Consider the following 6,534-nt stretch of genomic DNA (forward strand, 5'->3'; position numbering starts at 1 on the left):
AAGCCGAAATTGCGGAAGGCGGCGAGCAGGTCGTTCTTGACGTTGTCGGTCAAATCCATGCCGATGGCTTCGACCTTCTTGACATAGCCGCTGCTCTCGCCGTTCTTCTGCTCGAATTCGGCCACGGCGGTGAAGTCGATCCAGCCGGCCCAATGATCGTATTCGCCGGAGATCTTCAGGCGGTCGCCGTCGATCTTGACCTTGACGTTGCGGACCTTCTGTTTTCCCTGGCTCAAAAGCTCGGTGATCAAGTCATTGAGGCCGGCTTCGTCGAAGACGAAGAGGTCGCCCTGGTTGAGATCATCCAAGGCCGGATTGCGAATGGCGCCCTCGATCTCCTCCTCGAATTTTTTGCGGTTCTCGGCGGTTTTCTGATTGAAGGCCTTGAAGGATTCCAGGAAGCCGTCGAAGGAGAGGTTCAGATCCTTGACGAAGTCGGGCAGAGGCAGGCTGGCTTGAGCTTTGGCTAGCGGAACCAGCCAGGGACAGAAGACCAACAAGCCCATGCCGACGAAGCTGCGCTCGTCATCGCTGGAAAACAGGTTGGAGAGAAAGGAGCTCCGCTTCGGCTCCGCTTCGCGTTTCGCCTCGGCCCAGCCTTCGCTGCGGGCTCGGCATTGGACCAGCTTATCTTCCAAGTAATAGCGATAGGGGTCCCGGAAGAGAAAAGCGCTTTGGTGCTTTCGCTCGATCTCCTCGCATTCGAGGTCGACCGGACCGATCGGCTCCTCGTCCTTGGCTGTGGCGCTTTGTTCCGTGAAGTAGTCGCGGAGGCGGTAAATGCTGTCTAAAAAGAAATCACCCATATGGCTCCCCTTCGATGACCCTCCCCAGGGTCCACTATGGTTATTACAAGAGGAATACCAAGTGACGGAATCTATTTAAGTTATTGATTTTAATAATATATTATTGACGCCCCGGATCCTGGCAGCCATGCGAATACTTCTTAAAGTTCACAGTTCGTAACCGCTTTTGGGGGGTCGAGGCGACAGCTCTGAAAGCAAAACTTGGCAAGGCTTGGCGGCCTTGGCTATCTTGGCGCGATGGATTTCCCCTCACCCGAGATCGATCACTACCTTCGCGAAATCACTCCCGACAGCCCGCCCATCGTGGCCGAGGTCGAGGCCTTGGCGGCGGAGCGAAATTTTCCGATCATCGGCCCCTTGGTCGGGCGGGTGCTTTATCAGATCGTGAAAATCGCCGGCGCCAAAACCGTCTTCGAGCTCGGCAGCGGCTTCGGCTACAGCGCGCTTTGGATCGCCGCGGCCTTGCCCGAGAATGGCCAGATGATCTGCACCGAGTTCGACAAGGCCAAGGCCGAAGAGGGGATGCGCTTTTTGGATCGGGCCAAGCTCCGCCACAAGGTCATTTACGAGGTCGGCAGCGCGCTCGAGAATTTCCACCGCTACCAAGGCCCCTTCGACCTCATCTTCTGCGACATCAACAAGCAGGATTATCCCAAGGCCCTCGACCTCTCGGTGCCCAAGCTGAAGCCCGGCGGGCTCTTCCTGGCCGACAACACCCTTTGGTCGGGCCGGATCCTCGATCCCGAGGACCACAGCCGCGAGACCGAGGGCGTCCGGAAGTTCAACGAGAAGATCTATGCCCATCCCCAGCTCTTCAGCTCGATCTTGCCGCTGCGCGACGGGCTGAGCCTGAGCCTCAAGAGGTGAACATGCGCCTGCTTCACACCATGATCCGAGTCGGCAATCTGGGAAACTCGCTCCGTTTCTACACCGAGGTCCTGGGCATGAAGCTGCTGCGCAAGAAGGACTACCCCGAAGGCCGCTTCACCCTGGCCTTCGTCGGCTACGGCGAGGAGAGCGCCAACACCGTCCTCGAGCTGACCCATAACTGGGATACGCCGAGCTATGAGTTGGGCAATGCCTTCGGCCACATCGCCATCGAGGTCGAGGACGTCTATGCCGCCTGCGAGAAGATCAAGGCTCGCGGCGGGAAGATCGTCCGCGAGGCCGGGCCGATGAAGCACGGCGAATCGATCTTGGCTTTTGCCGAAGACCCCGACGGTTACCGCATCGAGCTCTTGAGCCCGAAGAGGAGAGATTGATGGCGGTGCTCGCGAACCTCCTGATCATCGAGGCTCCGGCCGGCCGCGAGGCCGAGCTCGAGCGCCGGCTCAGCGTTTTCGTCCTCCAGAGCCGCCAAGCCGAGGGCTGTCTCAGCTACGAGCTCTTTCAATCCTTCGACGCGGCGACCCGTTTTCTGCTCCAGATCCGCTGGCGCGACCGCGCGAGCTTGGACCGGCATTTGGCTTCGGAGGAGCTGAAGCGGTTTTTGGAGGATTCCTCGGCCTTGGTGGCGGCTTCCTTCGCGGTGGCTTATCGGAATTTTTTGCCGGAAGGGGAAGACCCGTCATCCTGAGCGAAAGATCCATTCTCTTCGTTCAGCTAATGGGATTCCGAGGATACGAAGGGGCTTTGGAGATCCAAAGCTGCTTGGCCAGTCGCAGATCCTTCGCTTCGCTCAGGATGACATCGCGGCGAAAACATTCTATTCCTTCGGAACGAAAAATTTCCTCCCCTTCAATTTCTCCGGCAGGCAATCCATCTCTTCCTTGGCCTTGGCGTCGTCGTGGGCGTAGCGATAGCCCTTGCCGTAGCCCAGCTCCTTCATCAGCTTGGTCGGCGCGTTGCGGACGTGGAGCGGCGTCGGCAGCGGGCCGGAATGCCCGATCTCGGCCTTGGCCGCGGCATAGGCCAGGTAGCTGCTGTTGTTCTTGGGGGCGAGCGCCAAATAGATCGCGGCTTGGCTCAAAGGAATCCAGCCCTCGGGCCGCCCGACGAAATCATAGGCTTGCATCGCGGCGATCGCGACTTGCAAGGCCTGCGGATCGGCCAAGCCGACGTCTTCGGAGGCGAAGATCACCATCCGCCGCGCCAAATAGAGCGGGTCCTCGCCGGCCTCGTACATCCGGGCCAGGTAATAGACCGCGGCGTCGGGGTCGGAATTGCGCATGCTTTTGATGAAAGCGCTGATCAGGTTGTAATGCTCCTCGCCGCCCTTGTCGTAGAGCAGGGTCTTGTGCTGGGCCGCCTGCTCGACAATCTTGAGATCGATGTTCGGATCGGGCGCGGCCAAATTGGCGGCGATCTCGAAGGTGTTGAGCAGGCGCCGGGCGTCGCCGGCGGCGAATTCGAGGAGGAGGGCCGCGGCTTCGGCCTCGAGCTTGGCTCCCATCGCTTCCTCGGCCCGTCGGATCAGCGCTTTCAAATCCTCCTCGGTCAAACCCTCGAGGACGAAGACCCGGGCCCGGGAGAGCAGGGGGCCGATGACCTCGAAGGAAGGATTCTCGGTGGTGGCTCCGATCAAAGTGATGGTGCCGGCCTCGAGATGGGGGAGGAGGGCGTCTTGCTGGGCCTTGTTGAAGCGGTGGATCTCGTCGATGAAGACGATGGTTTTTTTCCGAGAGAATTTGAAATCGGCCTTGGCTTGCTCCACGACTTCGCGCAGGTCTTTGACGCCGGACAATACCGCCGAGAGCGCCACGAATTTGGCCTGAGTGTGTTGGGCGATGACCCGGGCCAAGGTGGTCTTGCCGCTGCCCGGCGGGCCCCAGAAGATCAGCGAGGGAAGCCGGTCCTTCTCGATCAGCACTCGAAGCGGCGCATCGGCGCCGACGAGCTTTTTCTGCCCTACCACCTCTTCAAGGTTACGGGGTCGAAGTCGCTCGGCCAGCGGGGCTTGCTCTTGCCGGGCCGCTTCCGCGGCATGATCGAATAGATCGGCCATTCTTCAGGATTAGCCCGTGCCGGCTGTCTCGGCAACGTCTTTGCCCTTGATTCAATTTGAGAAAAATCAAAATCGATTCTCAAAATGATCGACAACCCGTTGGAAAATAAAATTATTATTCAATAATATCGAGGACTTAGCTTGGGGCGTCAGGTACCACTTTTGCAGTATTTGAGCATTCAAGGGGCATCGAGAGAGAGGGGTTATGAAGGCAGTAGGGTCGGGGCCTTGGTCTTTTCTTTTCGCATTCATCACACTAGTGGCCATCTCGCCGGAAGCCAGGGCCGGGCTTTGGGACAATCTGCGAGTCGGCACCATTCCCATTAGCGGAGTGAATTTGACCGGCGCCGCCGATGTGGTCGAGACCTGCTCCGATCCTGGCAACAACGCGCCCCAAGAATTATTGGCTGACGTATGCGCTCGAGTCGTCGCCTGCATGCCCGGCGAAGATCCCAACGCCACCCGAGTTCAATGCCTGCTGCGCTTGACCGGCGAAGAGGGCAAAGAATTGTGGAAAGCCCTGCTTGCCACCGGCCAAGACGATCCGCCGACCGTCACGACCCTTTCCAATTGGCTGCGCACCGAAAAAGCCCAGACCGACACCCAAAAGTATTGCGCCTGTTCGGCCGCCTTGCCCGAGCTCGCCTGTGAGGACATCCAGAGCCGCTTCAACGCGACCAATTATTCCTGGGTCGGCGAGGTGATCGAGGGCGCTCCGGCCTGCGACGACGTCTTTTCCGGCCCCATCAGCAAGGCCGACTTTGATCTCAACGGTGGAATCCACGTCTTCGCCCGCTGCTTGGACGAGCAGAATCAAGGCAAGGTCTGCCATTGGATGGCGCCGCCGGGCGGCAACCTGTGGGGGAGCAATTATTGGTTCCACCAGCTTCAGATGCGGGCCGATCATCCGATCTCGGTGGATTACCACAAGCCGAGCAAGACCTTGAACATGGTGGCTTATGTGAAAGACGGCGGCGATGTGGGCGGGGCGGGTTCGGTGCATGCGATGCACTGCGATGCCGATCGCTTTGATCAGAGAGCTTATTTCTGCGGGGCCGACAATCAGTATTACAAAGACCGAGTTCATTTTAACCCGACGATCTATACCAGCAGCCTTGCTTTGCCGGGAGGAGGCGAGAGGTCGATCTCCTCGATTTATTTCAATGCGGGAAGCAATCCGACCGGTAAGTCTTATGATGACAATGGCTTGGTCGAGATCACCTGGTACGCCAATCCGGGGGATCCCGAAGGCGACTATCTTTTACCTTTCGATTTTCTGAAAGATCTCGGGCTGGACGATGCCTGTGACCATGCCCTTTTCGATCTCTCGCCGTCTCATCTCGTCATGGAACCGGCCTCAGGAAGCCAAGCCGCGACAGTTCATAGCTTTGGCGTGGCTGGAGGTAACCATATTCTCCATTCGATCGATACTCCCGGCACCCCGGAGGGCGCCGGTTGGTGCGGTACCTACTACGCCAGTGGTAACGTGAGCCGCTTGACGAGCTCCCCCAAAGCCATTTTCGGTGCCGAAGGGAAAAGAGAGCTCTATGGGCTCGGGGAGAATTACCGCCCTTACCGTTGGGTGTTGGAGAACCACAATGTCACCGCCGAACGCTTGGTCGACATTCAAGCCAGCATGGCGGTGGAGAATTGGCTAGGGGTCACCGTGACGCCCAACGACCAGAAAACCCATGTCTTCTTTCGAAGGCATGGGCCGGGAACGGTCGTCCACGCTTTTAAGAGCTCGAATAACCCGGCTTGGAGCGTGCTTTATCCCAACGGAATTGACGGCACCGCGGTCTTGGACTCGCCGGCCGCCGTCGCCGATGCCGAGGGCAATCTCCACCTCTTCGCCGGCGAATGGGGCGGTCCGAACTACGAGAAAGCGGGTTCGGGCCGGGCGTATCTGCACCACTTCGTCAAGGCGGCCGGCGCCAGCAACTGGCAGGGCGAGACCCTATTTTTGGGCAATGTTCAGCACACCGACCAAGGCCATAGCGCGGCGACGGCAATTTTTATCGGACCCGAAGGCGTGACGACCGAGCGAAATCGCATCGTGGGCAGCCCAACCGTCTCCAGCGCTACTCCCACCACCGGGAGCGCCGATCCAACTCATTGCAAGGGGGGCACTCTTTATAACTCATCGGCTTGCCCCGATCCCCGGTATCAAGTCGGCGCCACGACTTCCGACGGTCTCACGGTTCAGGAATCCTTCTCCTGCATTCACCCCGTCAGCATGACGATCGAGCAAGCCATTTCCCAGGGGCGTTGCCCCGCCGGGACGACGGGTTATGCCGAGACCAGTCCGGTAACTTTCCAATGCAAAGGGACCTTTTCTCCCGAGGCCAAGCAATGCCCGGCCGGATACATCATTCTGAACCAGGATGCGGGATTCCTTTGCCGACAACAAGGAGCGGAGCTCGATGCATTATGGGGGACTACTTATCAACCGATCCTTTGCGCCGAGGGTTTTACCAACCCCATTCACTTGGGGATCAATCATGGATCGGCTTACACGGACTGCTGCCTCAAGGCCCAATAATCGGCTTGGATAAAAAAGCGTCGACATCGGGGCCTGTCTTGGCCTAGCTCTCATTGACGAAAAGACGCCAATGAGGCCCGCATGCTCGCCGAAATTCACATCAAGAATTTCAACATCGTCGAATCCCTCAAGGTCGAATTCGGCGAAGGCTTCCATGTTCTCTCCGGCGAAACCGGCGCCGGCAAATCCATCCTCCTGACCGCCTTGGCCTTCGCCCTCGGCGCCAAGGCCGACGCCGAGAC

The 6,534-nt window shown here is 58.8% G+C and carries 7 protein-coding genes; 5 read left to right on the forward strand and 2 right to left on the reverse strand.

Going from position 1 to position 6,534, the window contains the following annotated elements; translation table 11 throughout:
* Nucleotides 1-806 (reverse strand): hypothetical protein (locus VJR29_14415; protein HKY64596.1); only part of this gene is annotated, 806 nt, incomplete at its 3' end.
* A gap of 237 nt (nt 807-1,043) precedes the next feature.
* On the opposite strand from VJR29_14415, the gene VJR29_14420 reads away from it, so the two are divergent.
* Genes VJR29_14420 through VJR29_14430 form a run of 3 tightly spaced genes read left to right on the forward strand, consistent with a single transcriptional unit; the run spans nt 1,044 to nt 2,382 of the window.
* The gene (locus tag VJR29_14420; GenBank protein HKY64597.1) at nt 1,044-1,673 is read left to right on the forward strand and encodes an O-methyltransferase; all 630 of its coding nucleotides are present in this window, start codon (nt 1,044-1,046) and stop codon (nt 1,671-1,673) included.
* Nucleotides 1,674-1,675: 2 nt separating this feature from the next.
* Nucleotides 1,676-2,068, forward strand: a complete 393-nt coding sequence (gene gloA / locus VJR29_14425) for a lactoylglutathione lyase (protein HKY64598.1) — start codon at nt 1,676-1,678, stop codon at nt 2,066-2,068.
* Nucleotides 2,068-2,382: a putative quinol monooxygenase gene (locus VJR29_14430; protein ID HKY64599.1), complete on the forward strand. Its 315-nt coding sequence runs from the start codon at nt 2,068-2,070 to the stop codon at nt 2,380-2,382. Before gloA ends, VJR29_14430 begins: the two co-directional genes overlap by 1 nt.
* Nucleotides 2,383-2,511: 129 nt before the next feature.
* Here VJR29_14430 and VJR29_14435 read toward each other — a convergent pair whose 3' ends face one another.
* Nucleotides 2,512-3,750: a replication-associated recombination protein A gene (locus VJR29_14435; protein ID HKY64600.1), complete on the reverse strand. Its 1,239-nt coding sequence runs from the start codon at nt 3,748-3,750 to the stop codon at nt 2,512-2,514.
* A gap of 205 nt (nt 3,751-3,955) precedes the next feature.
* Between VJR29_14435 and VJR29_14440 the strand changes: the two genes are divergently transcribed.
* On the forward strand, nt 3,956-6,292 hold the full coding sequence (locus tag VJR29_14440; GenBank protein ID HKY64601.1) for a hypothetical protein: 2,337 nt from the start codon (nt 3,956-3,958) through the stop codon (nt 6,290-6,292).
* An 81-nt stretch (nt 6,293-6,373) separates the two neighbouring features.
* Nucleotides 6,374-6,534: AAA family ATPase (locus tag VJR29_14445; GenBank protein ID HKY64602.1), on the forward strand; the 161-nt coding region annotated here is incomplete at its 3' end.

The sequence above is a fragment of the bacterium genome (assembly GCA_035281585.1).
GTDB lineage: Bacteria > UBA10199 > UBA10199 > DSSB01 > DSSB01 > DATEDP01.